Consider the following 25,276-nt stretch of genomic DNA (forward strand, 5'->3'; position numbering starts at 1 on the left):
CTAGCTCTTACACAACCCCTGTTGATACGCCAAAAATTTCGAGATATAATAAAATTCCAGCGCAATACTTATGTACTTTAGAAAGATGGATAAAAAAAGAGCTATCACAATCCCTTAATAGCTACCCTTTAAATTTTACTTCTCTTCGCGCTTCCCGTCAAGTCAACATACGTTCGTATCCATAGGGCTGCTCCCAACACAAAAAGCAGCAACCCTCTTCCACCGTGAAAACATAGTTTAATTTCTCTTAAACAAAAGACGGGTCATCGTTACTGTATTCCGGAAAAATCGCAACCGCATCGATAAGAAAAGCGGCATTTAAAACCGTTCCGTCTTTTAATACGCCTTGCACTTTTATTTGCGGCGTGACTGGCGTAGTTGGTGGTTGTTTTGCTGCCGGGTCGATTGTTTTGAATGTGTATGAAATTTCATGCCACCCTACCGCCTCACTATTACGTAATTGCGCCGGCATTTCTGTCGTTGTTGCAACATCACCAGACGCAGCAAAATTAATATAAGCGATATTAGTCAATGGCTTTACTTTTAGTCGAATCGTATGGCTGAAGCCCGTCCGGATTGTTGGCAACACGATTGTCACGCCATGATAATTAGCTTTTGTTGTTACTTTAATTGCCTGATTTCCAGAAATGTAATCTGTCAATTCAGAGGTGAGCGCTGACAAGCTAGCATTGGACGATTTGATAGGTAGCGTCTGCCCACTCATAAGCGATGGATTAGCTAACAAGTTCTTGTGTGTTTGTTTAGCATCATAGACGATGACCTCCCCGTCAGCAAGGCTTGCATCGGCATGGATATTTTGTAATCCTAACGCTGCCATATTGAGTGATAACATAGCTCCATTAAGATAACGAATCCCATTTGCATTCTGACCAAAAGCAATACTTTCAATCGTGGCAGCTCCACCATCTACAAAAATAGATCCCGTCGCAATATTCAAATTGCGCACAGCTATTGACTCGCTATTTGTCAAATCAATCGCATGAGCATAGCCGTTCTCCAAGCCAGTCTCATCTAATTCTTCAATCCAACCATTCGAAATAGTCCCCACGGAGCAATCCGTTACACGAATCGAATTTCCCATTAACGCATTAGGGCCTCCCGCAATATTAAACCCCTCTAATTGAAACACATTAGCGTTCGTCAGCGCTAGACCAGAACTATATTTCCCAATAATTTCAATATTCGTCATCATCACAGCATTACCTAGTATTTCCAACGCACTATCCCCCATATTCGTGCTGTTTTTATTGTATATGGAAAGCTTGTCAATACTAAGCATGCTATACATCTTCAATCCAATATTCAAAACACGTTGAAAATTCATCACGCGAATATTTTGAACCGTACACGCAGAAACATTATTATCACATTTCAAAAGTCCAAAATGCGGGGTATTAGACGCTGGATTTGCGTTAAAAGTTAAGCCCTCTATTTCCCACCCTTTTGTCTCTGCACCTAAATTATCAAATAACCACTGATCCTCGGCCAATTTCACCGATAGCACACTCGCTTCCTGAATCCCAAATATCGTTAGCCCACTTGGAAAAGGCAACGTCCCTGTTACTTTATAAATACCCGGTGGAAAATATACTTGCTTTACGCTTACCCCGCCAGAAAGCGCCGCATTTATAGCACTCCTTAACGCTTCTGTATCATCCGTTTGTCCATCCCCTAACGCCCCAAAATCCTTTACATCAATACGTACACTACTCATAAACACCATTCCCCTCCTCGAAAACGAACGAATGTTCTTGTTCGTTTTTTTAAAATTATACAGGATTTAGAAGAATTGTCAAATAAATAGCAATAAAAAAAAAGGCTGCACTTAGTTAGGAGCTAAGTACAGCATGTTTGATTAATGTTCGATGACTTCCGTTTTACTTACAATCGGAGCCAATGATTGTTTTTTCTTTTTGATAAATATTGCCAAAATGACAGCGATAACCGAAAGAATAGAGGATACAAGGAAAGCTGTCTCAATACCATGAATCAACACATGGTTCGCAATTTGTTCTTTTGTTTTCCCCGCAACATCCGCTGCAGTTAAATTCTCACCAAAGCTTTTCGCACTTTTTGACATGGTGGTTATGAGTAGTGCCGTTCCTAGCGAGCCTGCGATTTGCCGGACAGTGTTAAACATCGCCGAGCCGTGCGCCGCCATCGAAAGTGGTAATGAGTTGAGCGCTGCCGTTTGAAGCGGCATCATCACCATCGCCATTCCGCTTGCCCGAATGGTTTGCACGATGACGATATACGTTAAAGTCGTGCTTTCATCGAGATTTGTAAACATAAATGTCGTCACAGCCATGATAATAAGGCCAATTAATGACAAATATTTCGCGCCGAAGCGGTCAAACATAACCCCAGTTATTGGTGAAAGTGCCGCGGTCATCACAGCCCCTGGTAAAAGCACGAGCCTGATTCTAGCGGTGTGAAATGTCGTACACTTTGCAAGAAGATTGGGAATAAAAGCATACCGCCGTATAATCCCATCATAACAAAGAAACTAATGGTTGTTGTCAAAGTAAATGTTCTGTGCTTAAATACGTTGAAATTTAGTAACGGTGCTTTCGCGCGACCTTGGTACCAAATGAATACAGCCAATACAACAAATCCTACTAACACGAATCCAAGCACTTTCGCAGATAGGAAATCATGATCCCCCGCGTTACTGAAGCCTAGTAATAGACTACCAAACCCGATAGTCGATAAAATAACCCCGAAAAAATCCAATTTTGGAAAAGTACGTTTCCCGACATTTTTCAGTAAGAAAAAGGCCACGACAACATCGAGAATTGCGAATGGGATAATAATGTAAAAAAGATTTCGCCAATCATATTCCTGCACAATCCAACCAGATAACGTCGGCCCAATCGCTGGTGCAAAGTTCATCGCAAGGCCAATCAGTCCCATTGCTCTACCGCGTCGCTCCATTGGGAAAAGATTTAGTACAACCACGGTTAAAAGTGGCATCACGATACCCGCACCAATCGCTTGCACCATCCGCCCAATAATAAGTACGGTATAATCCCCTGCAAAACCAGAAATCGTTGTACCAATTGCAAAGGTAACCATCGCAAATAAGTATAGTTGTCTCGTCGTAAATCGTTCAATTAAGAAGGCCGTCATCGGAATCATCACACCATTGACAAGCATAAACCCTGTCGTTAGCCATTGTCCTTGACTCGCCGTAATATTGAAATCTGTCATAATACTTGGGAGTGCCACATTCATCAACGTTTGGTTCAAGATTGTGACAAATGCCCCCATCAGCATCACGATTAAGATACCATTTGTTTTAATTCCATCACTCGCTGCTTTCATATTCATTATTCCGCTTCTCCTTTTCGTTCTAGTAACGCAATCATTTTGTCATGTGTTGCGAGCATAGCCCTCAGTTCTTCCGAGTCTATTTCTAACACCGCCTCTAAACGGTCAAAAAAAAAACATCGTACGTTTCATCCACTTTTGCGAGGCCTTCTGGGGTTAGTTGTAAATTCAGCGCCCGACGATTGCCTTCATCGCGTCCCCGCGTTAAGTAATTCGCCTTCACCAACCGATCAACAATCCCACTCATCGTGCTCTTATTCACGCGCACACGTTCTGCCAGTTCACCTAACGTCAAATGCGGCTCCCTTTTCAACGTACCTAATGAAAATAATTGTACGGTTGTAATGTCACGTTTTGTTGCCTCTTCTTGTAAGTAATGATGTATTTTACGCTGCATCGTTCGAAAAGAGAGAACTACCTCACGTATTAATTTCTCATTCAAATTCCGTTCTCCTCCTTTAATGTTCACAAGCGAAAGATTCGCACGCGAACTATTAACAACGCTTATTATACGCCGATTCCACATGATGTCAAGTAGCTTTTTTCATGAAAGCGGGCACAATAACCGTATAGCAACGAATATTTTTTATATGTCATTATTTATATACATTTCGTTCCCTGATGAAAAACGAGTTGCCATCTAGCATCATTGAATTTCCAGATCGAGCTTCGTAGTGATTCTTGTTTTTGCGCGGCATTAAAAATACGATACGTCGCCAAAACAACATTTTCCGCTAATTCCCGTATTTCAAAATCGCTCAAAGCCATCTCCACTTCCCCGATACCATCCTCGCTAATCGATTCATTTTTGTAAAGCACGCGTCCAGAACTCCCAAATTCGAAAAAATCCTCCGCCAAAATGCATTGCAACGCTTCCCGAGATGATCGAATTTCTGGCTTTAGTAATTGTTCCTCCAATTGTTGCAAGGCCGTTTTTAGTGAATTATCCATTTTAAAAACCTCTCAATCAAAAAAAACCGAATCGATTCATCTACTCATGAATCCATCCGGTCTCATCATTTTTAGTTTACTGCCAATTCCCCACATTGCTGCATAATTTCTTTTGTAAAGGCGTCGTGCAATTTTTTCGTTATCGGTCCGCGTTTGCCATCGCCAACGACTTTACCATCAATTTCGACAATCGGTGTCACTTCAATCGTTGTGCTGGAAATAAACACTTCGTCCGCAGCCGCCAAATCAGTTAGCGTAAAGCCAGATTCAACAACTGGAATACCGTTCTCTTCTGCCACTCGCAAAATAATTTGGCGTGTAATACCTTCTAAAATCAGATTGTTAGAAGCATGCGTCATCAGTTTGCCATCTTTAATCATGTAAGCATTCGCAGCAGAACCTTCTGTCACGTTTTCCCCACGGTGCAGAATCGCTTCAAACGCCCCGGCTTGATGCGCTTTATTTTTTGCAATCGAATTTCCTAGTAAGTTAAGGCTCTTAATATCGCAGCGCAACCAGCGAACATCCTCTTCCAGAATTGCTTTTCGGCCGTTCTCAAATAGCGTCGTATCACGCGGAACTTCGCTAGCGGAGGCCGTGAGAACAGCTTCAGGCGGCGTGCTTGGAATCACATGATTACGTGGCGACTGCTCCCCACGCGTGATTTGAAGATACACATTACCAGTCCCAATATTGTTCGCTTTCATCAAACTGTCCACAAGCGCGCGCAATTCCGGCTTGCTATAAGGAATCACAAGATCAATTTTGGCCGCGCTAGCATACAAACGCTCGATATGCTCATCATATGTAAAAAATTGGCCATTATACATACGAATAACCTCGTAAACCCCGTCTCCGAACTGGTAACCTCTATCTTCAACATCAACTTTTGCTTCATCACGTTCTATTAATTGGTTCTTCACTAATACTTTCATCTCTTCAGCACTCCTTCGCGAATGTTTTTGCAACTATCTAAAAATTCCAATCAAGACCAGGGCAGAGGGCAAAACCTGCGTTTCGTTCCTCTGCTACATCCAGTCTGAATCTTAATTTTTTTCAATTATATACTTTACTTCGCTAGTTTGTAAAGGGCTTCGGCGTAAATTGCAATGGTTTTAATTAAATCGTCGAAATACGCGAACTCATCTTTTTGATGCATGGTGTCTTCGCGGCCTGGGAATAGCGCTCCAAAAGCAACACCAGTCTCCATGTGACGCGCATAAGTTCCACCACCAATAGCGAGTAATGTTGCTTCTTCGCCAGTTTGGTTCGTGTAGACTTCTTGCAACGTTTGGATTAGCGGATGGTCTTTTGGTACGAATAATGGTTTAGAGTCGTCGTAATGCGTGTATTGACCGTTATACTCGTTCACGACTGTCTCCATTTTAAGCTTCAGCTGATCCATGTTTGCTGTCACCGGATAACGGAAGTTCAGGCCATAACGACCGCCTTCTTCTACACTATAACGAATCACACCAACGTTCATCGTCAACTCGCCGCTCTCGTCGTCTTCATAGCGAATGCCAAGTTTCATCGCGCGCGAATCACCATATAAGTAATCTTTACCAAATGTTATAAAATCACTTGCAGCTCCCGTTTGCGTAAATTTGCCAAGGAATGCAACGAGATGAAGTCCAGCGTTAATACCATTATTTGGTTCCATCGCATGTGCCGCTTTACCGACCATGGAAATTGTCACCGTGTTGCCTGATTCTACTAGTTCACCAGCTAGTTTTGTTTCTTTTTGATACGCTGCGAATTTTTTAGAAAGCACGTCAAAATCTTTCACGTTCTCTAAAACTGCTTTCGCGTGGTCTGGTACCATATTATAACGCGCGCCAGATTCGAAACTAATCAGACGGAAATCAGCGTTTCCTTCTTTTTCGCCGTCTTTGAAAGAAATATCAAGTTCAGAAATACCTTTTTCAGCGTGGATAATCGGGAATTCGGCATCTGGCACAAAGCCCATTGTTGGTTGTTCTTCTGTTTCGAAATAACGCTCTACGCACGACATACCACTTTCTTCATCCGAACCGTAAATCATCCGAACGCGGCGTGATAGCGGTAAATCAAGTTCTTTAATAATTTTCATCGCATAGTAAGCAGCCATCGCTGGTCCTTTGTCATCCGCTGAACCTCGCGCGAATACTTTACCATCTTTTAAAATCGGGTCAAATGGATCGTGTGACCAATCATCGCCAACCGGTACCACATCGACATGACCAAGCGCAGCAACTAGTTCTTCGCCTTGACCAAATTCAGCGTGCCCTGCAACATTGCCAACTTCTTTCGTTATAAAACCGTCTTTTGCCGCTAGTTCTAAAGCAAAATCCAATGCTTTTTTCACGTCTGGGCCAAATGGTGCGTCCTCCGTTGCTTTGGAATCATCGCGCACACTCGGAATGCTCAAAATCGCAAATAAGTCACGTTTGAAATCATCGCGGCGCTTCTCTACTTCCTCTTGCCAATTGATCGTACTCATATTATAACAATCCCTTCAACAGTTAATTTACCTACTCCATTGTATACCCTTTTGCGCTCGTATGAAAGCATTTTGAGAAGAATTACGACATAAATCCTTGAATCGCTTCAAAATCCCACCGGACCATCCGTGAGGCGAACACAACATCCATTCGTTCGAGGCTGCTCGCGTCAAGCGGAAACCATTCGTATGCTTGATGTTCACTTGAAAGCCGTACATCCCCATCTGGTTTTTCACATAAGTAAATCACGCCTGTTATTTGATATTCTGGTTGAAAAAATTCCCACGTGTCATACAGAATAAACGGTTGGACTTGAAGCCCTGTTTCTTCTTGCACTTCCCGAAATAGCGCCTCACCTTTCGTCTCTCCAAAGTTCATTCGTCCTCCTGGAAGCTCCCAGACATCGCCTTCTACACCTGCTTTTTTCAAAACTAAAAATTGGCCGTTATGTATGATGACTGCTTTTACTGCTGGAAAAATTGGTTTCATTTTACTTCACTCCTTTTGTGCATAGGTTATACTATATTGGACAATTTGGCAAGTAGGTTTATAATGGAGACTAAGATTACATACTATAAAAGAAAATTTGGAAAGGTTGTGGCACAATGAAAAAAAATCACGCCCAAGGTTATTTGCGCTTGGATCAAGCAGCGCGAAGAGGAGTCGAATAAAGGTGATTATGGTCGCGTCTTATTAATTGGCGGTACAGAACGGCTTGGTGGTGCGATTATTATGGCTGCACAAGGCGCGATTTATAGCGGCGCTGGACTTGTTACTGTCGCGACGCATCCTGTGAATCGATCGGCACTCCACGCAAGACTCCCAGAAGCGATGTGCCTCGATTATAATGATACGGACTATTTAGTCGAGATGTTGCCACAATTTGATACCATCTTAATTGGACCAGGACTTGGCGTAGACAAGATGGCGCAACAGCTTTTGTCGCTCGTTTGCGAACACGCCCACAAGGATCAGCGCGTCGTAATCGATGGGGATGGGATTACGCTATACGCTTCGCAAGATTTCCAAAAACCAAATGCGGCGCTTGTTTTCACGCCTCACCGTAAGGAATGGGAACGACTGACGCATATGGAAACCGAAAATTTAGATGATATCACAAACCAGGATTTTGCGACAGAACTCGACGCGATTGTCGTTTTGAAAGACCACCGTACGCGTGTCTACATTGGCGAAGATATTTGGCAAAACATTTACGGAACTCCAGCCATGGCAACGGGCGGTATGGGTGATACGCTGGCGGGTATGATTGCCGGACTACTCGGCCAACTAGAGAAACCAAAACATGCGGTTCTAACTGCCGTATTTTTGCATAGTTATATCGGGGAGACGCTGGCGAAGAAGAAATATGTCGTCCTACCTACCGAAGTCGCCGAACAAATCCCTTATTATTTGAAGAAATTTAGTGAAACAGACGATAATCCGTATTAACGTCATATGTATAGCTCCTTTTTAAAATTTCCCATATTTCTAAGTTATAGCATCTCCAAAATCATTTGAATAGCCTAAAAAAGCTTGCAAAGTCTAGATACGACCTGCAAGCTTTATTCGTTATTCTTTTGTTCTTGGAAGTTTCAATCCAATCGTCATGCCAACTAATAAAGAAGCAAGCATGGCGAATGGAATGGCAACCCAAATGTAGTCTAGAAATAGTGCGCCCAGTCCTGCTATGGCGCAAATCACGCCGAGTGTCAAAAATACGCGGGCTCGCCGTGCTTCTTTTGACCGCTTTCTTGTTCGTTTTTCCATGATGTGTTTGCCTCCCTTTTATGCTTTTATGCGCAGTTTCCGGCGAATTGTTGCGGCTCTTGGGCCAAATACTTTGTCGAATAGGCGTAATCGCAAGCTTAGATAACCGTATACGAACGCCCCTACCCCACCACAAAGGATGAGTAGAATCATCGAATTGAGCTTCGTTTCTGGATTAATAAACATCGTCAAACCTTGATATACAAGCAATACGGAGATTGCCATCGCTAAATTAAGGAGTAACATTAAGACCGTTCTTCTCAAAATGACACTGAAATTGTAGTTCGCGTATTTCCGAATAATGATCATCGCGAAAATAACGGATACAGTATAGCCAAGTCCAGTGGCTGCAACGGAACCGCGCGCTCCCATCCACATCATCAGTGGCATTTGGAAAACGGATTTTGTCAATAAACCGATAAGTAGGCTCAAAATCGTGAATCGTTGCTCATCAATTCCTTGCAAAATCGCGGCCGTCACGCTGAATAAAGACAGTAAAATCGCGACTGGTGCATAGAACGCCAAGATTTGAATTCCCGCAGGATCATGTTCATAAAACACCGTGTAAAGCGGTTCTGCGAGTAAGGACATCCCGATACAAGCTGGTAATGTGATGAAAAGTAGTACTTGGAAAACATCATTTAGTTGTTTTTTCACGTTTTCCTGTTCACCACGCGCATAGGCCGCCGTCACGAGAGGCACAATCGTCATCGAAAACGCAGTCGCCAAACTGACTGGAATGATGACTAATTTTTGCGCACTGAAGTTAACGATACCGAGTAAATTCTCTGCTTCGTGGCCACTGTAGCCAATCCACGTTAAAATTCGGCCAAACGTGAACTGGTCGATTTGTTGGTAAAGTGAGCTGGCAATGCCGACAACAACGAATGGCACCGCCGTAATGAAAATATCTTTGTACATCGACGGTAATGAGACCGTCACTTCGCCTTTACTGGTTCGTAACAGGGCATCGAGACCTTTTTTGCGTTTGAAGAAGTACCAAAGTAGGCAGGCAAGACTCGCCAATGCGCCGATGAAAGCTGCAAACGTCGCGATACTGATGGCGCTAACGATTGTGCCGTGCAGGATATAAAGCACCGTTGCCGAACCGACAAGCAGGAACGCAATACGGACAATTTGCTCGATAACTTGTGAAACCGCAGAAGGCCCCATCGATTGGTACCCTTGGAAAAAGCCACGAATCAGGCTCATAACCGGGATAACAATAAGCGCAAAACTGACCGCACGGATAACCCCCGTCACGTCCTCAACCGTATAACCGCTACCTTCAATTGATTGCAACCCAGCAAGTACAGGCGCTAAAGCGTACATCGCGATAAAGCTGACAACACCCGTTGCGAGCATTAAGTAAACGCCCGTTCGGAATAAACGACGCCCAATTTCGTACTCGCCAATCGCGTTATATTTCGCGACATATTTCGCGACCGCTAGCGGAACACCAGCCGTTGCAATTCCTAGAAAAATTTGATACGGGACATACCCGAAATTATACAAAGTCATTGGTCCAGCGCCACCCATAATCCAATAAAATGGAATGACATAAAAAAGACCTAAAAATTTAGAAATAAAAGTTCCCAACGTTAAAATGAAAGTTCCTCGAAGTAGTTTTGATGAAGACATAGACCTCGTCCTTTATTGTGAAGTGCTCGTTTTTGAGCCGATTAATGACACTCGCTTTTTCATAAAATAATGGTTTGTTTAAAACTCAACTAAATTTTAGTTTACTCCTTCTTGCACAAGCTTGCAATCATTAGTTGAAAATAAATAGAAAAAAAGCGGAAAAATATCCGCTTTTTTTCTATTTATTTAATTTGACTCGCCCCAGTAATAAACGCACTAAGCTCTTCATACTTCCCATCATGCAACAACTGCACAACTTTACTCCCCACAATCACCCCATCACATGCAGCGGCAAATCTCGCCACATGATCCAGATTCGAAATGCCAAACCCCGCCAAAACCGGCACAGGACTAATCGTTTTTAAGTACGTCAAATTTTCATCAATCTTATCGCCGAACACTGCGCGCTCGCCTGTTGTCCCGTTCACTGTCACCGCGTAAATGAATCCTTGTGCTTGTTTCGCAATTAATTCCATCCGCTCTTTCGGACTCGTCAGCGAAATCAACGGAATCAGGGCAATATCGGTATTTTCTAAATGTGGCAAAATTAAATCGCGATGTTCATATGGTAAATCAGGAATAATCAGCCTTTAATCGGTGTTTTTTTAGCAAGCTCGATGAATTTTTCAACGCCAAGGTGATAAATCGGGTTAAAATAACTCATCACGACTAGCGGAATCTCGATTTTGCTCGTTGTCAGTGTTTCTAAAATCTGCTCAAGGCTAATCTTCGCCGCCAAAGCACGCGCGCCAGCTTCTTGAATCACCGGTCCGTCAGCTACTGGATCCGAGAAAGGAATACCAAGTTCAATCGCCGTCGCACCTGCATCACTGAGTAGTTGCATCTGATTTTCTAACTGGTCGAGGCCGCCATCCCCCGCCATAATATAGGGAACTACGGCTAAATTAGCTTTTTCGATTGCGTTTTGTAATATCATTTGTCATCTGCTCCTTTCAAACGTGCGCGGATTTGGTCCACGTCTTTATCGCCACGGCCAGATAGGCAAACGACGATGCTTTCTTCGGGTTTCATTTTGCCAGCGAGTTCTACAGCGAAGGAGATCGCGTGTGAGCTTTCTAACGCTGGAATAATGCCTTCGGTACGGCAAAGCAATTGGAACGCTTCTACGGCCTCGTCATCGGTCACAGAGGCATACTCGGCGCGTCCTTCGTCTCGTAAAAAACTATGTTCAGGACCGATTCCTGGATAATCCAAGCCTGCCGAAATCGAATAAGCTTCCTGAATTTGACCGGCATCATCTTGCAAAATATGCATCATCGCGCCATGCAAAACGCCAATTTCACCTTTTGAGAGTGACGCTGCGTGAAAAGCGGTATCCAGACCAGAGCCCGCCGCTTCAACACCGTACATTTTAACCGATGTATCATTCACAAACGGATAAAAAAGTCCCATCGAGTTACTGCCACCACCGATACAAGCCACTAATGCGTCTGGCAAACGGTTCTCCTTCTCCAAATGCTGCGCGCGGGCTTCCGCTCCAATCACGCTTTGGAAATCGCGAACAATCTGCGGAAACGGATGTGGTCCTAAAACCGATCCCATGATGTAATGCGTATCTTCCACGTTCGCCACCCAATAGCGCAACGCCTCATTGACAGCGTCTTTTAGCGTGCCATTCCCACCTGAAACACTGACCACTTTCGCGCCGAGCAACTCCATTCGGAAAACGTTCAACTGCTGACGTCTAATATCCTCTTCTCCCATAAAAATCGTACATTCCAAGTTAAACAAGGCAGCCACAGTTGCCGTCGCTACGCCATGTTGCCCAGCTCCCGTTTCCGCCACGACTTTCTTTTTCCCCCATTTGGCGTGTCAACAAAGCTTGTCCGATGCAATTATTGATTTTGTGCGCGCCTGTGTGGTTCAAATCTTCCCGTTTCAAATAAATTTTGGCACCACCCGCATGTGCCGTCAATTGTTCCGCAAAATAAAGCGGAGACTCGCGTCCAACGTAATCGCGCAAATAGTAGCTCAATTCCTCTTGAAAAGCCTCATCTGTTTTCGAAATTTCGTACGCCTCTTCTAGTTCTGTGACAGCTTTCATCAATGTTTCAGGGACAAATTTCCCGCCATAATTTCCATAAAAACCCGCTTTATTCGGTGCATCATAACTCATTTTCAGGACTCCTTCGCTTTTTGAATGAATTTTATTATTTTTTCAGGATCTTTCGTACCGTTCGTTTCGACACCCGAGGAAACGTCGACAGCAAATGGCTGGAATTGCTCGATTGCTGCAGCGACATTATCTATGTGCAAACCACCCGCGATAATAAGCCGTTCCTTGGGCAATTCGCTGTTCACAATCGCCTGCCAATCAAACGTTTCGCCGAGCCCAGCAATTGGTGCATCGAGTAAGATCAGACTATCTGGAAACGCTGTTAGATCGCCATTTATCTTGCCATGCTTCACTTGAAAAGCCTTTATTGTCGGACGGTTTATTTTCGCTAAATCCGCCGCCGTCTCTTGACCGTGACATTGCACGATATCCAGCGGAACCATCGCCGCAATTCGGTTGATTTCCGCAGGACTTTCATTCACAAACACGCCTACTTTTTTGACCGAATTTGGTATATGCTGCGCTAAAATTCGAGCCTGATTCGGTGTCACTTGGCGCTTACTCGGCGCAAACACGAAACCAATCATCTCCGCTCCATTCGCGACCGCAACCTCGATATCAGGACGGTATTTCAATCCGCAAATTTTGACCTGTGTCATACGCGGCTCACCTTCAATGCACGCGCGGCTTGTTCCACATTTTCCGCTCGCATCAACGCTTCACCGACGAGAACCACACTAAATGCTTTCGCCACGCGCGCCACATCCGCCGGTTCACGGAAACCACTTTCACTGATATAAAACGTCTCCGCAAGTGAAAATTCCTCAGCCACGCGTTCACTCACCGCAATATCCACCACAAAACTATGTAAGTCGCGGTTATTCACGCCAATCAATTTTGCACCTAGTCGTTCAGCAATCTCCAATTCCGCTTCATTATGCACTTCCACGAGAACCTCTAAATCAAGCGCCGTTGCCTGTTTGTACAATGTTGTCAAATCTTCCTCCACCAAAGCCGCCACAATCAACAACACTATCGAAGCCCCCGCGTTTTTGGCGCGAATCAACTGTTTTTCACTAATAATAAAGTCCTTGCACAAAACCGGAATGCTCACTGCCTCTGCCACAGCCCGCAAATCCTCGATATCCCCTTTGAAAAACTGCTGATCCGTCAAAACTGAAATCGCACCCGCGCCAGCCGCTTCATAACTTTTCGCCTGGGCAACTGGATCCACATCTAGATTAATCGCGCCTTTCGATGGAGAAGCTCGCTTTACTTCCGCAATCAACTGCACCGCGCCTTTATTCGCCTTTAAAAAATCATGAAAATACGTTTTTTGTCGCCCTAATTCTACTTTTTCAACCGGCATTTCTGCCACTTCCTGCGCTTTTTTCGCTAAAATCTCTTCTAAAAATGTCATCCTACTAATCGCTCCTTTTGACAAGCTAATAATTGTGTTAATTTGGCATAAGCCGCACCGCTATCAATCAAATCACGCGCCATTTCGATTCCCGAAACAAGCGTCGTTACTTTTCCATGCGCTAGCAAACCAAGGCCAGCATTCAAAATCACCGTGTCGTAATACGCACTTGGCTCCGCTTTTAAAACCGACAGCAAAATTTCCGCATTCCGTTTCGCATCGCCGCCTTGAATCGACGCCAAATCGCGACTTTCTAAGCCAACATCCTCTGGTAAAAAGCGATGCATCGTCACCTCACCATTTTCGAGGAGCGCGTAGTGATTCTCACCCGCAAGCGATGCCTCATCCATGAAACCACCGCCATTCACGACAATCGCGCGCTTCCTGCCTAATTTTCCAAGCACTTGCGCGGTTTGCTCCAATAAATCACGGCGATAAATTCCCATCAATTGCGTTTCCAATTTTACCGGATTCGTCAGCGGTCCAATCAAGTTAAAAATCGTCGGCGTATTCAACTCCCGCCGCACTTCCATCACATACTTCATATTCGGATGCACATGTGGCGCGAACAAGAAAGCAATACCAGCATTCTCCAGTAAATATACCATATCCTCCACGCCAAGCGAAATATCAATGCCCAACTCCTGGCAAACGTCCGCGCTTCCCGACTTACTTGAAATACTGCGATTACCATGTTTCGCGACCTTAATACCCGCTGCCGCCAGAACAAAAGCTGATGTCGTACTCACATTAAAGCTGAGCGATTTATCTCCGCCAGTTCCGCAATTATCCATCGTATTTTCAGACGCCATCGGTAACTGCAACGCAACGCCCTGCATCGTTTCCGCAATCGCCTGCATCTCCTCAATCGTTTCCCCTTTTATTTTCAGAGCCATCAAGAAAGCCGCGATTTGCGCCTGACTTAATTCCCCTGCAAAAATCGCCGAAGCAACCCTCTGCATCTCCACTCGCGTCAAATTCTGCTGATCATACACTTTTTGCAAATACGCTTCCATCTCGCTCACCCTCCTTTTCCACAATCGCTACAAAATTCGCCATCATCCGTTTGCCATCCAACGTCCCAATCGATTCCGGATGAAACTGCAACCCATAAACCGGAAAATCGCGCAACTGCATCGCCATAATCTCATCATCATCCAACGACCGCGCCAAAACTTCCAAAGCATCTGGAAACCCGTCCTTCTCTACAATCAGCGAATGATACCGCATAATTTCCAGTTCCTCATCTAGCCCCGCAAAAATCGCGCCTCCTACCGTTTGTCGCATCATCGAAACCTTCCCATGCCGAATCACACCAGCCTGACTCACCGTTCCACCAAATACCTCGCCGATAGCCTGATGCCCTAAGCAAATCCCCAACATCGGCAACTTATGCGCGAACCGCCGTACAACCTCTTCCAAAAGCCCCGCTTCACTCGGTTTCCCAGGCCCAGGCGACAGCACAATCCCTGTCGCACTCGCCGCCAACTCCATCAAATCCGTTGCATCATTCCGACAAACCACAACCTCATCTGCAAATTCCGCCAAATACTGCTCCAAGTTATACGTAAACGAATCATAATTATCGACTAATAAAATCATTTTCCAACCTCCAATAACGCTTTGGCTTTTTGTAACGTTTCTAAATATTCACTCTCCGGATCCGAATCATAGACAATCCCAGCACCTGCCTGAACATAGGCCGTTCCCTGATGCAACACCATCGTCCGAATCGCCAGCGCAAAATCACAATCCCCTTGATGCGTCAAATACCCGACCGCACCTGCATAAGGACCACGCTTCACATTTTCCCATTCATAAATCCGTTCCATCGCTCGAATCTTCGGCGCACCGCTCACCGTTCCAGCCGGCAGCACCGATTTCAGCGCATCCATCGCCGTCAACTCTGGTTTCAGCGTCCCTTCCACAACCGACACTAAGTGCATCAAAAAGCGATACCGCTCTATTGTCAAGTATACCGGAACAGTCACACTACCCGTCACCGCAATTTTGCCAATATCATTACGCCCCAAATCCACCAACATCCGATGTTCCGCAAGTTCCTTTTCATCGTGCAAAAGTTCCTCCGCCAAGCGCTCATCCTCCTGCTTCGTCCCCCCACGTTTTCGAGTCCCAGCAATCGGATTCGTCACGACCACATCGCCCGTCACACTCACCAAACTCTCCGGAGAAGACCCAATCAACGTCGTCTCATCAAAATCAACGAAAAACAAGTACGGCGAAGGATTCAACAATCGTAATTTCCGGTAATAATCAAACGCATCACCCTTAAATGGCGCCTCCAAACGCTGCGACAACACAATTTGGAAAAAGTCTCCGTTCCTAATATGCTCCTTCGCCCGCTCCACCCGCGTCATATACTCCGCCTTCGTCACATTACTCGTATATTCCATCGGTGTCACCACAACGTCCCGCGCCTCGCGCTCACCCGCCGTCACCAACTGCTCCTGCATCCGGTCCAGCGCCTCCCGCATCGCACCCTCCGCCCGACCCGAGTAGCAATTATCCTGCACCAGCGTCATTTCCTCCGCCTGATGATCCATAATCAAAAATGACTCATACAGCATAAAATGAATATCCGCTAGCCCCTCGCGCGTTTCCTGTGGTATCTCGCCCAAATCCTCATATAACGCAATCGTATCATAGCCAACATATCCAATCGCACCCGCCTCAAAAGGAAGCGAATCCGCATTTTTTGGCGCCGTCCGAATCACCTTATCAAGCTCCGCCAGCGGATCAACCACCGTTCTCTCCACCCCATCCAGCACGAATCGCTGACCATAGACCTTGATCTCATGTACCGGATCCATCGCAATAATCGAATACCGTCCCGCATCCGCATCCCGCGCCGCACCCTCAAGTAACGCTTTATTTTTCCCATCTAAGCGCTCATAAGCCAAAATCGCCGTAATCGTATCCGCATTTATTTTTCTCGTTAATTTCATTTCTCATTCCTCCAATTCCAGAATACAAAAAAGCCCCCTAAAGAACGCAGCCAAAATCACTGTTTTCTTTAGAGGGCGAATAATCAAATACCGCGGTACCACCTCATATTGGAACCATAAAAGTTCCATCTCATTCGAGCACGAATCACATACTCTATCTCTTTAACGGGAGAACCCGGCAGCTCCTACTTTTTCGTTCAAAGCCACACGCGCAAGGACCACTTCGGCAAAATAACTTTATCAGTTCACACCAACCACTGACTCTCTGTAAAAATTATGTTTGCTTACTCTTCTTGCTTTATGATTTAGATTATTTGTTTTAGTTTCGTTTGGTGGTGCTGCGATAGAGAAGGTGATGGATTACATGCTCACTGCGTTCTCATGCATATTGCGGTTCTAACTCAGCACACGACGCTTCGTAAGAACCGCAACAAAAAAGGGCCTCCCTCCATATCTAATAGACTTAGATAAGGACGGGAGACCCGTGGTACCACCTTAATTAACCGAAAAAAAAACGATTCACTCAATCCCACAATAACTATGGGGTGCCTTGTATAACGATAAGGCCTAATCGCTAACTCCTACTGAGGAAAAATCCCGTTCAGCTTAGTTGCTCCGAAGTCCATTCACATCATCTCTGCTACTGATTCACACCAACCATCAGCTCTCTTAAAACATCCATCATGTTACTTACTCTTCATCCACGCATTCATTTAATATAACACTCATATTAACCGATGTTCCTACTAAAGTCAAGCATTTTTTACAATGAATTCTCCTTAAGTCGCTTGTGAAGATGACCACATTTTTCAAGAACATATTCGAATGTCCTCCTGTCTTCATCCAAAAAAATATACACATTCTGCATCCTATTATAGCCGATTTCAATATCCCTATCTGTCTTCAGGCACTCCCAATAGTTGAATTTACTAATAGTTTTCCCTAAAGTCTTAGCTTCATGGCTCAAGTCTTGTTCTATCCTCTTTTGCTCAACGATAAAATACAGTTCACTCTCTGATTCCAATAGCAACTTTTGAATGGAAGTCAACTCAAATAATATAATCGGTTCCATCAAATACGCACAATGTGGCTCAAACGTCGTAAAAGCCGTCGTCTCAACCTTGACTGTCCCGACTCTTCGCAGCGAATCTTTCTTTGAAAAGTCAGTCTCAAATAAAATATTATACTCATAAACCGATGTCCTCAAACCACTTCCCGAGACACTTTGCGGATGTGCTGTATTTATCTCCAATTGTGTATAACGCGAAGTCACTTTCTTCAACGCATTACTTTTACTCGTTTTAGAAATAAATTTTTCATTATTAAATGTTAAATCGATATCTTCTGAAAAGCGATTAATCCTCTTTAAACATTTATATAATGCTGTCCCACCTTTAAAATATACGTCATACTCTCGTTGTACAGCAGCTATTTCCTGCAACATCAAACATACATAATAATCTTTCTCTAAAATCTCTGGTAATATGTCGCACTCATTAAAAATGGATTCTAGTAAATCCCTAAACGCATGTCGATCGTGATGCAAAGTATAGTACATTAACCAATCAGCTCCCTGTCTAGAACAGCCTCCGCTAGTTCATCCAGTACGTGCATTACTTTTTGATTATAATATTTCTTTGCGTAGCCCAGTAGTTTAAAGCCATCGATTCGCTCTCGTTCCATATAGTCATAAAGCGACACGTAAAAAGAAGCATCCAACACATGATACTGCTCAATATCTCGCAATGTATCCAGCAGCTGAAAATAACGATAATTATGCTTAGAAATTGGCACTTTAGGCTTTTTAATGATTGGTGGGTTACTAAATTTATGAATCGGTTTCTTCACGTTGTAATTATTTGTCACGATTTCCCGCCGATTCGTCATATTATTAGAAAAACCATTAGCGCTAAGAAAAGCAGCCCCCGCAACGTATCCAATCACCTCATCCTCATCCATGATATAGGCCTTCTTAATAAGTTTCTCTTTGTCGATAGCGCTTCGTCCAAACTTAGTCTCTTTGCTACGAAAATAAATACCATCATCATATTTAGAAATCACGCCTCTTTTTTCCAATCTACGCAAATATTCATTCACTGTTCTCGTAAAACCATCATTACTGGCTACTTCAAACTGTTCATTTACTTGTTGCTTAATCTCCTTCGTGAAAATCGGCTCCCCAACCTGATATTCCAAGGCTAACCCTTCAATTTCTTCCATTAATACTTTCTTCGCACCCAAGTCGTCCCCCATCATTATCACCTTCTTCATCAAGTTTCCTTTATTGTATCACAAACTCCTTATTTTAGCGAAAAAGGAAACTAAAAAAAGATAAGCCGCTGTTGGCCTATCTTTTTGAAATTATGTAGCAAACAAATCAAGATTCCCTAAATCGATTCGTCGCTTCCCTTGATGTCCTTATCTGCTCGATCATTTCCTCATAATGATGCGAAGCGTAAAAGTAGAACAAAATATCAATCACTAAAAACTGCGCTTGCCTTGAACTCGTAGCCGCACTCCTGAGCTCGGTTTCTGGCGCGCGTGATGTTTCCAGTGCAACTGCCGCTCGCTGTTTCAATTTATTCTGCCCAAAACGGGTCAAACTAAGCAGTTCTAAGCCATTGTTCAGCGCTTCATCAGCCAACTGCAATACTTCACTCGTTTCCCCACTATTGGAAATCGCGAAGAAAACCGCATTTTTAGAACCCGCCGCAAAAGCCATCGCTAAAATATGTGGATCTGCAATCGCAATCGCGTGTTTTCCAGCGCGCATCCATTTTTGAGCAATATCCTCGGCAATTAACCACGAAGCGCCAACACCATACGCATAGATTGTATCCGCTTTATAGAGAATCTCGCACGCATCCATAATTTTTTCTTTCTCTAGCTGCCCAACCGTGTCATTCAATGTTTGCACCGTGTTAGAAACAAGCTTCCGCGTAATCTCTTCAAACTCCTCATTCGGCTCAATATCGTAATAGCCTACCTTTTCAGGCCGAACAAGCTCGACGGATAGCTTCATTTTCAGCTCTGGAAAGCCTTCTAACCCCATCGAATGGCAAAAACGAATCACCGCAGCACCACTTGCGCCAGAAGTTTCAGCCAGTTCATGAATCGACATTTTTACAATTTTACTTGGATCGGCTAATATTGCGCGACCTACTTTTGCCTCTGACTTCGGTAGTTCTTCTAAAATACCTTGAATTCGATTCATCACACTTCCCATTATGTTTGTTGCCGCCTCCTTCGAATAAATTCCATGCTTTGATTATAACATGCGACTAGACAATACAACAAAAAAAAGTGAGACACATTCGCCTCACTTCTCTGTTTTACTCTTCAACCACTTCCATCGCATCTTTTGGAACACCCCATAGATACGTGAGGATGAAACCACCAAGATAGGCTGCTAGTAGGCCGATAACATATTCAAACCATGTGTTATTAGCGATAAGCGGGATGAGCGCTACGCCTGATGGGCCAATTGCGATGGCTCCAACATTACCGAAGAAGCCAATAATAGCTCCACCGATACCACCACCGAGACACGCCGTAATAAACGGACGACCAAGTGGGACCGTAACTCCGTAGATTAATGGTTCGCCAATACCGAGAATTCCGACTGGCAAACCTCCTTTAATCATAGTAACTAAAGGTTTGTTTTTACGACAACGCATCCAAATCGCGATGGATGCACCAACTTGTCCGCCACCTGCCATCGCAAGCATTGGAAGCAAAATGGTATAGCCGTCTTGCGCAATCATTTCAACGTGAATCGGCGTCAGTACTTGATGAAGTCCAAGCATAACCATTGGCAAGAATAGCGTCCCCAGAACAAATCCGGCGAATAGTCCACCTTTTGCGATAATCCAGTTGATGCTTCCGACTAAGCTCGTTGAAATAACGCCCGCGAATGGCATGATGATGAAAATCGTGAACAAACCAATGATGAGTAACGCTAACATCGGCGTCAAAATGATGTCGAGCGAATTCGGAATCCATTTACGTAAAAACTTCTCCAGTACGCAAAGTAGGTAAACCGCTAGAAGCACCCCGATAATACCACCTTGTCCGGCGACCATATCACTGCCATCAAAAATATTCTTAATTGGAAACTCTGGTGTCACACCCATGAGTAACGTCACACCACCGACAGCTCCACCAAGTACTGGCGTGCCCCCAAATTCTTGCGCCGTATTGATTCCTACATAGATAACAAGAAACGCGAAAATACCATTTTTAATAACGTTTAACACCGTGACATATTGCGTCCAAGTTCCGGCATCGAGATTACCAGCTTGAATATTATTGAAAAGAATGGCCGCGATACCTGCAATTAAACCGGCACCAACGAAACCTGGAATTAGCGGAACAAAAATATTCGCGATCGATTTCAATAGACGCTTAAATCCAGATGTGTTGTTTTGTTTCTTTTTCAATGCAGCTTTTGTTGCCGCAGCCTTCTCCTCGACTAACTCTTTCCCAGTTTTAGCCGAGCTTTGTGTCAAATTCTCATCTAGATTATCTGGCAATGTTTCGCCAAGTTTCACGCCTGCCATGTCACACATCGCGCCTGCTACTTTATTGACGAATCCAGGTCCAACAATGATTTGTAGCGTGTCATCTTCTACAACTCCAAGTACGCCAGGTGCTTTTTTCAGCCCTTCCACATTCACTTTATCAGTATCCTTAATCCCTAAACGTACGCGTGTCATACAATGTGCGATTTTAGAAACATTTCCGATACCGCCGACTTCTTCAAAAATCTTTTGGCCTAAATCGTGTTCTTTACTCATATTGCTTACCTCCCTTTAATCTAATGTGCGTCTGATAAAACCATCCGCTGCTGCTAATTTTTCCGTGGCTGTCGCAAGGTCTGTATTCGTTAAAATCATGACGATTGCTGGTTTCACGTGCTGTCCTGCTAATTCAAAATGCTTTTCCGCTGTTTCGTAGTCACATTCTGTCGCTTCCATGATGATACGTTTTGAGCGTTCTACCAATTTTTCATTCGTCGGCATCACGTCGACCATCAAGTTCTTGTATACTTTTCCGATTCCAATCATCGAAACCGTTGAAATCATATTTAAAACTAATTTTTGTGCTGTTCCAGCTTTCAAGCGCGTCGATCCTGTCAAAATTTCAGGTCCGCAATCCACTTCGATCGCTGTATCCGCGTGTTTTGAAATCGCTGCGTTCGTGTTACAAGACAAGGCACCAGTTTTCGCGCCAACTTCTTTCGCATAATCAAGCGCACCAATCACGTATGGCGTACGGCCACTCGCCGCGATGCCCAATACATAATCATCCGCTGTCAAAGCAATCCCTTGTAAATCTTCTTTACCCAAAACAGCCAAGTCTTCTGCACCTTCCACCGCTTGTAAAAATGCTTTCTCGCCGCCCGCGATTAGTCCAACAACCATCGTCGCTGGCACACCAAACGTCGGCACACATTCCGCCGCATCCAGAACACCAAGACGCCCACTCGTTCCTGCGCCAAGATAAATCAGACGTCCACCTTTTTTAAAACTCTCTATCACGCCTTTGATAACGGTTTCAATTGAAACAAGATTCGTGGCAATAACAACCGGTACTTTTGCATCTTCTTCATTCATAATCTGCAATGCTTCTTTTACCGTTAGCGTATCTAAAGATGTCGTTTTTTCATTTCGCTTTTCCGTGGATAAATTCTCTAACATAAAAACACCTCTTTCATACGTTTATTGTAACGCAAACGGAATTATATTTCAATAAATATTTTAAAATAATGAAATAAAGTTTCATTATCGAACAAAATAAAAGCAGCTCAACTGTTTCGTCAAGCCACTTCCTATCCTATTCCGATACTGCTAATTCTTTCACCTTAATATGCTTCTTGAAATTTTTCGCTAGTTTTTTATTGTAATTCGTATTTTGATCCGTCCAATCGGTTCCACGTTGGGTTGGCCAGCCAGATGTATTAGCGATATAGGTCAACATCTGAATACCTTCCAACCCTTTCACCTGTGCGCGGTCGTAAGCTCTCGTCATGTTCGTAATCGCGATTTCGATGTTCTCTTCGGGTTTCAATAGCTCATCTTCGGTCATTTCTTCTGGTGCTAACCCGCCACGATGTAACTGAAATAAGCCATAAGAAGTTCCTGCATCACCAATCGTTTTTGGGTCAAATCCACTTTCTGTTTCCGCAATCGAGAGAGGAATCCAAGCTGGTATATCGTGGTCTTTCGCCGTTTCTTTAATCATGTCCATCATTGCCACGCGCTGTTGGTGCTGATCATAGAAGTGAAACACAAGTGCGCCTGCCGCTAATACGCCTAATATAAAAATAAATGTCTCTCTTTTCATAGCCTTAACCTCTCATTGTTTGTATTTTCGTAAACTCTTGTGTCGGCATCGCCTCATGCGGTTGCCAAATTTGCAAAATCAGCAAGATCGCGAGGATGAAGACAAACACGATACTCATGACAATATTTTTTATTTTCATGCTTGCTTTCCCCTCTCTCACTTGGCTTGATCAAAAATAAGATAGAACGTTATCCAGCCATCTTCCAGTTGCGCGCCATACTCAAATTCATGTTGCTCCATCACGGTTTGCACAATCGCAAGCCCGAGCCCAGTCCCCGAAAAATTCTTATTGCGGGAAGCTTCTCGCACATAAAATGGCATCCAGATATGTTCCAATGTCTTCGGATCACGGATCGTTGTTTCATTTTTAATCGCAAAATAGACTTTATTGTCCCGCTCCGCCCACTCGATTTTCATTTGATTCGTCGTTGCATACTTCACTGCATTGGTGATGACATTATTAAACACCATCTCGAGTTTTGCCTTGTCCGCTAAAATAGCGATTTCTGGGCTAATTTCTGATTTTGTCCGAATATCTAGGCCCGTCGTTTCTTGATAGTTTGCGAGCAATTCCTCAAAAAGCATCCGAACTTGGATTTTTTCTAAGTGTAGCGGGTCTACTTCCATTTTCGAAAAACGCAATAATTCTTCGATGATCGCCGATATTTGATTGGTCTGCTTCACGATAGTCGCCATGTATGTCCCATCGTCCAAACCGTCCTGGATCCCCATGGTGTAGGCTTTAATCAGCGCGAGCGGCGTCTTCAATTCATGTGTTAAATCCGCCGTAAAATGCTTCAATTCTTTATTTCGGCGAAGCAAGGCATAGTGCGCCTTCTTCAAATCATCACTCATCACGTTAATACTCGTCGCTAAATCTTGCAATTCATCCCGCGTTTCAATGCTTACCTTCTCAAATTCCAACTTCGAAATCTGGTCGGCAACAATTTTCAGTTCTTCCAGCGGTTTCGTGATTTTTCGAGATAAAAAGCCAGTAAGCGCAACGACTAAGATAGAACCGAACAGCATCAACATCAAGTTAAATTCATTAATGATTTTAGCTGTTTCATCATAGTTGGCAATCGAAATTCCAGCCACGATAAGCAAGCCATCCTTCTCGTTTAAGCTAACTAAAAAACTCGATTTCTGCTTGCCTTGGTCGTATAATTTCGTAATAATCGCGCCTTTTTTGAGATCATCTAACGTTTCGCCAGTCACCCAAAAACGGTTCAGGGCAATGCGTTTTTGCGCCAAATCCAGCCGTAGCATTTCATTCAAATCGTCCACATCGTTGCTCATTTTTTCAGCTACAATCGTCACGTCATACTTTGATTCCAGTATTCCCAGATCATTTTCAATCTGCTCCTTACCCCACTTGTCGACCTCTTTCATTGCCTGCGTCACTTTTTGATTCATCTCGAAATGGTAGTACTTTGGTAAGAAAAATTGATTTACAAGCATCGATAGCGCAAAAACACCGATAACGACTGCCGAAATGCGCCATGTCAGTTTCCGGCCGAGTTTACTCATTGCCGACCCCGATACTATAGCCCATCCCGCGATGCGTCTTAATCAATCCGTCACCCACTTTTTCGCGAAGCCGCCTAATATGCGTGTCCACTGTGCGTTCTTCCCCTTCATAATCAATGCCCCAAACAATATCTAGCAGCTGATTCCGATTCAAAATCGCACCTTTATTTTGATATAAAACGCGCATTAATTCATATTCCGTCTTCGTGGCATTAATATCAATACCATTTTTAAATAATTTCTTGGCATATGTATCAATCGTAATATCCGCCACTTCAAAACAGTTCTGAAAGCCTGTCAAATTCTTCGCGCGCACTAGCAATGCCTTCGGAAAAAACGGCTTCTTGACGTAGTCATCCGCCCCAGCTTCCAGCGCGTAACATTCGTCCTCGCCCTCACTTTTCGCCGTCAACATCATCACTTTCACAGAGCCCGACGCCTTCATTTCCTTGCAAACCTCCACACCATTCACGCCTGGCATCATCCAATCCAACACGGCCAAATCCAACTTCTCACGATAAAATATTTCTAAAGCTTCCTCCCCGTTTTCCGCTTGAAAAACAGTAAAGCCTTCTTTTTCAAAATAAGCACATAAAATTTTCAACATATCTTTTTGGTCATCTGCAATTAATACATTCATTATTCATCATCCTAATGGTTCATTTTTTCCATCATACCATAGATTTATGACGCGAACTTGACAAAAGGCAAACCTTTAAAAATTCTTTAGAAACGAAAAAGTCCA

Annotated in this window: 22 protein-coding genes, 4 pseudogenes and 2 other annotated features; of the genes and pseudogenes, 1 reads left to right on the forward strand and 25 read right to left on the reverse strand. The window is 43.9% G+C overall.

The features are described from left to right. Window positions 1-247: 247 nt before the first annotated feature. The 7 genes and pseudogenes from PCORN_RS08650 to PCORN_RS08680 all read right to left on the reverse strand — a co-directional run bounded on the left by PCORN_RS08650 (window position 248) and on the right by PCORN_RS08680 (window position 7,274). The gene (locus PCORN_RS08650) at window positions 248-1,735 is read right to left on the reverse strand and encodes a glycosyl hydrolase family 28-related protein (protein ID WP_036079422.1); all 1,488 of its coding nucleotides are present in this window, start codon (window positions 1,733-1,735) and stop codon (window positions 248-250) included. Window positions 1,736-1,876: 141 nt separating this feature from the next. Next, window positions 1,877-3,351: pseudogene (mdrM, locus tag PCORN_RS08655) on the reverse strand (multidrug efflux MFS transporter MdrM). Beyond that, window positions 3,351-3,793 (reverse strand): annotated as a pseudogene (locus tag PCORN_RS08660) (MarR family winged helix-turn-helix transcriptional regulator). Before PCORN_RS08660 ends, mdrM begins: the two co-directional pseudogenes overlap by 1 nt. A gap of 158 nt (window positions 3,794-3,951) precedes the next feature. Beyond that, the gene (locus tag PCORN_RS08665) at window positions 3,952-4,302 is read right to left on the reverse strand and encodes a nuclear transport factor 2 family protein (protein ID WP_036079425.1); all 351 of its coding nucleotides are present in this window, start codon (window positions 4,300-4,302) and stop codon (window positions 3,952-3,954) included. Between the two features lie 71 nt (window positions 4,303-4,373). Further along, complete coding sequence (dat, locus tag PCORN_RS08670; protein ID WP_036079427.1) at window positions 4,374-5,237, reverse strand: D-amino-acid transaminase; 864 nt, start codon at window positions 5,235-5,237, stop codon at window positions 4,374-4,376. A 134-nt stretch (window positions 5,238-5,371) separates the two neighbouring features. Then, entirely contained in the window at window positions 5,372-6,784 is a 1,413-nt protein-coding gene (gene pepV / locus PCORN_RS08675) for a dipeptidase PepV (RefSeq protein ID WP_036079428.1), read from the reverse strand. Window positions 6,785-6,866: 82 nt separating this feature from the next. Further along, window positions 6,867-7,274: an NUDIX hydrolase gene (locus PCORN_RS08680; protein WP_036079430.1), complete on the reverse strand. Its 408-nt coding sequence runs from the start codon at window positions 7,272-7,274 to the stop codon at window positions 6,867-6,869. Between the two features lie 126 nt (window positions 7,275-7,400). Here PCORN_RS08680 and PCORN_RS08685 point away from each other — a divergent pair, with 126 nt between their 5' ends. Continuing rightward, window positions 7,401-8,234: an NAD(P)H-hydrate dehydratase gene (locus PCORN_RS08685; RefSeq protein ID WP_051999337.1), complete on the forward strand. Its 834-nt coding sequence runs from the start codon at window positions 7,401-7,403 to the stop codon at window positions 8,232-8,234. 120 nt (window positions 8,235-8,354) lie between these two features. On the opposite strand, the gene PCORN_RS08690 is transcribed toward PCORN_RS08685, so the two are convergent. From PCORN_RS08690 to PCORN_RS08770, 18 genes and pseudogenes are all read right to left on the reverse strand, one after another. Next, the gene (locus PCORN_RS08690) at window positions 8,355-8,552 is read right to left on the reverse strand and encodes a hypothetical protein (protein WP_036079432.1); all 198 of its coding nucleotides are present in this window, start codon (window positions 8,550-8,552) and stop codon (window positions 8,355-8,357) included. A gap of 18 nt (window positions 8,553-8,570) precedes the next feature. Next, the gene (locus PCORN_RS08695) at window positions 8,571-10,193 is read right to left on the reverse strand and encodes a putative polysaccharide biosynthesis protein (RefSeq protein WP_036079433.1); all 1,623 of its coding nucleotides are present in this window, start codon (window positions 10,191-10,193) and stop codon (window positions 8,571-8,573) included. Window positions 10,194-10,375: 182 nt separating this feature from the next. After that, a pseudogene (gene trpA / locus PCORN_RS08700) lies at window positions 10,376-11,130 on the reverse strand (tryptophan synthase subunit alpha). Beyond that, window positions 11,127-12,330 (reverse strand): annotated as a pseudogene (trpB, locus tag PCORN_RS08705) (tryptophan synthase subunit beta). The pseudogenes trpA and trpB overlap by 4 nt, the downstream one beginning before the upstream one ends. A gap of 2 nt (window positions 12,331-12,332) precedes the next feature. After that, window positions 12,333-12,929, reverse strand: coding sequence for a phosphoribosylanthranilate isomerase (locus tag PCORN_RS08710; RefSeq protein ID WP_036079434.1), 597 nt, complete (start codon window positions 12,927-12,929; stop codon window positions 12,333-12,335). Then, window positions 12,926-13,690: an indole-3-glycerol phosphate synthase TrpC gene (trpC, locus tag PCORN_RS08715; RefSeq protein WP_036079435.1), complete on the reverse strand. Its 765-nt coding sequence runs from the start codon at window positions 13,688-13,690 to the stop codon at window positions 12,926-12,928. The genes PCORN_RS08710 and trpC overlap by 4 nt, the downstream gene beginning before the upstream one ends. Continuing rightward, entirely contained in the window at window positions 13,687-14,706 is a 1,020-nt protein-coding gene (gene trpD, locus PCORN_RS08720; RefSeq protein ID WP_036079436.1) for an anthranilate phosphoribosyltransferase, read from the reverse strand. Before trpD ends, trpC begins: the two co-directional genes overlap by 4 nt. After that, window positions 14,678-15,292 (reverse strand): anthranilate synthase component II, encoded by a 615-nt coding sequence (locus PCORN_RS08725; RefSeq protein WP_036079438.1) that lies wholly within the window; start codon window positions 15,290-15,292, stop codon window positions 14,678-14,680. The genes trpD and PCORN_RS08725 overlap by 29 nt, the downstream gene beginning before the upstream one ends. Continuing rightward, complete coding sequence (gene trpE, locus PCORN_RS08730) at window positions 15,289-16,656, reverse strand: anthranilate synthase component I (RefSeq protein WP_036079439.1); 1,368 nt, start codon at window positions 16,654-16,656, stop codon at window positions 15,289-15,291. The genes PCORN_RS08725 and trpE overlap by 4 nt, the downstream gene beginning before the upstream one ends. 68 nt (window positions 16,657-16,724) lie before the next feature. After that, window positions 16,725-16,966 (reverse strand) — a binding site (T-box leader). 156 nt (window positions 16,967-17,122) lie between these two features. Next, window positions 17,123-17,369: a binding site (T-box leader), on the reverse strand. A 50-nt stretch (window positions 17,370-17,419) separates the two neighbouring features. After that, window positions 17,420-18,214, reverse strand: coding sequence for a nucleotidyl transferase AbiEii/AbiGii toxin family protein (locus PCORN_RS17265; protein WP_051999338.1), 795 nt, complete (start codon window positions 18,212-18,214; stop codon window positions 17,420-17,422). Further along, the gene (locus PCORN_RS08740) at window positions 18,214-18,927 is read right to left on the reverse strand and encodes a hypothetical protein (protein ID WP_149024295.1); all 714 of its coding nucleotides are present in this window, start codon (window positions 18,925-18,927) and stop codon (window positions 18,214-18,216) included. The genes PCORN_RS17265 and PCORN_RS08740 overlap by 1 nt, the downstream gene beginning before the upstream one ends. Window positions 18,928-19,033: 106 nt before the next feature. Next, window positions 19,034-19,870, reverse strand: coding sequence for a MurR/RpiR family transcriptional regulator (locus tag PCORN_RS08745; RefSeq protein ID WP_241433127.1), 837 nt, complete (start codon window positions 19,868-19,870; stop codon window positions 19,034-19,036). Between the two features lie 118 nt (window positions 19,871-19,988). Beyond that, complete coding sequence (locus PCORN_RS08750) at window positions 19,989-21,452, reverse strand: PTS transporter subunit EIIC (RefSeq protein ID WP_036079446.1); 1,464 nt, start codon at window positions 21,450-21,452, stop codon at window positions 19,989-19,991. Between the two features lie 15 nt (window positions 21,453-21,467). Next, a complete protein-coding gene (gene murQ, locus PCORN_RS08755; RefSeq protein ID WP_036079447.1) occupies window positions 21,468-22,355 on the reverse strand; it encodes an N-acetylmuramic acid 6-phosphate etherase in 888 nt (295 codons plus the stop codon). Window positions 22,356-22,491: 136 nt separating this feature from the next. Next, on the reverse strand, window positions 22,492-23,001 hold the full coding sequence (locus PCORN_RS08760) for a transglycosylase SLT domain-containing protein (protein ID WP_036079449.1): 510 nt from the start codon (window positions 22,999-23,001) through the stop codon (window positions 22,492-22,494). Window positions 23,002-23,005: 4 nt separating this feature from the next. Continuing rightward, entirely contained in the window at window positions 23,006-23,140 is a 135-nt protein-coding gene (locus PCORN_RS20795; RefSeq protein ID WP_277620176.1) for a hypothetical protein, read from the reverse strand. A 17-nt stretch (window positions 23,141-23,157) separates the two neighbouring features. Then, a complete protein-coding gene (locus PCORN_RS08765) occupies window positions 23,158-24,531 on the reverse strand; it encodes a sensor histidine kinase (RefSeq protein WP_036079451.1) in 1,374 nt (457 codons plus the stop codon). Next, complete coding sequence (locus PCORN_RS08770) at window positions 24,524-25,171, reverse strand: response regulator transcription factor (protein WP_036079453.1); 648 nt, start codon at window positions 25,169-25,171, stop codon at window positions 24,524-24,526. The genes PCORN_RS08765 and PCORN_RS08770 overlap by 8 nt, the downstream gene beginning before the upstream one ends. Window positions 25,172-25,276 lie beyond the last annotated feature (105 nt).

The organism is Listeria cornellensis FSL F6-0969 (genome assembly GCF_000525855.1).
GTDB lineage: Bacteria > Bacillota > Bacilli > Lactobacillales > Listeriaceae > Listeria_A > Listeria_A cornellensis.